Origin of the sequence: Pseudochrobactrum sp. AO18b (genome assembly GCF_000409565.1) — a bacterium.
Lineage (GTDB): Bacteria > Pseudomonadota > Alphaproteobacteria > Rhizobiales > Rhizobiaceae > Pseudochrobactrum > Pseudochrobactrum saccharolyticum.
In genome coordinates, this window is sequence record NZ_ANNO01000376.1 from 1 (window position 1) to 1,185 (window position 1,185).

Below are 1,185 nucleotides of genomic sequence, written 5' to 3' on the forward strand. Positions count from 1 at the left end.
CAACCGGCCTGCCCTGAAGCTTATTCCGCAGCCTCGAGCCGGATATTACGGCTCTGAACAGCATTGCGGGTATAATCATCAATACGCTTTTCAATTTCCGGACGGAAATTGCGGATCAGACCCTGAATTGGCCATGCAGCCGCATCACCAAGCGCACAAATCGTATGACCTTCAATCTGCTTGGTCACGTCGAACAGCATGTCGATTTCGCGCTTCTGCGCGTTACCGGTAACCATGCGCTCCATAACGCGCCACATCCAGCCTGTACCTTCACGGCAAGGCGTGCACTGACCGCAGCTTTCGTGCTTGAAGAAGGCCGACAGACGGGCAATCGCTTTGATAATGTCGGTTGACTTATCCATAACGATAAGACCGCCGGTACCGAAAGACGACTTAACATCGCGCATACCGTCGAAATCCATGATGGCGTCCATCATATTTTCTGCGGTAACCACAGGACAGGATGCACCACCCGGAATAACTGCCAGCAGATTGTCCCAACCGCCGCGGATACCGCCGGCATGTTTTTCAATCAGTTCGCGGAACGGAATACCAAGTGCTTCTTCAACAGTGCATGGTGTGTTCACATGACCGGAAATCTGGAACAGCTTGGTACCGACATTGTTCGGACGGCCGATAGAAGAGAACCATGCACCGCCGCGACGTAAGATTGTCGGAGCAACAGCAATGGATTCCACGTTGTTCACAGTGGTCGGGCAGCCATAAAGACCCATATTCGCTGGGAACGGAGGTTTAAGGCGTGGCTGGCCTTTTTTGCCTTCAAGGCTTTCCAAAAGAGCAGTTTCTTCACCGCAGATATAAGCGCCCGCACCGTGGGAAACGAACACGTCCATATCCCAGCCGCACTTGTTGTTTTTGCCAAGCAGACCGGCTGCGTAGCATTCATCAATTGCTGCCTGCAGGGCTTCACGCTCACGCATGAATTCACCGCGGATATAGATGTAAGCTGTATGTGCGCCCATTGCGCAACCGGCAATCACGCAGCCTTCGATCAGCGTATGCGGATCATGGCGCATGATATCACGGTCTTTACAGGTGCCCGGCTCCGATTCGTCGGCATTGACGACGAGGTAATGCGGACGACCGTCGCTTTCCTTCGGCATGAAGGACCATTTCATGCCGGTCGGGAAGCCCGCGCCGCCACGACCGCGAAGGCCGGACGCC

Annotated in this window: 1 protein-coding gene; it reads right to left on the reverse strand. The window is 54.4% G+C overall.

The window, feature by feature from the left end:
* Positions 1-20 precede the first annotated feature (20 nt).
* A partial coding sequence (gene nuoF / locus A918_RS0114385; RefSeq protein WP_022711739.1) for an NADH-quinone oxidoreductase subunit NuoF occupies positions 21-1,185 on the reverse strand: 1,165 nt, incomplete at its 5' end.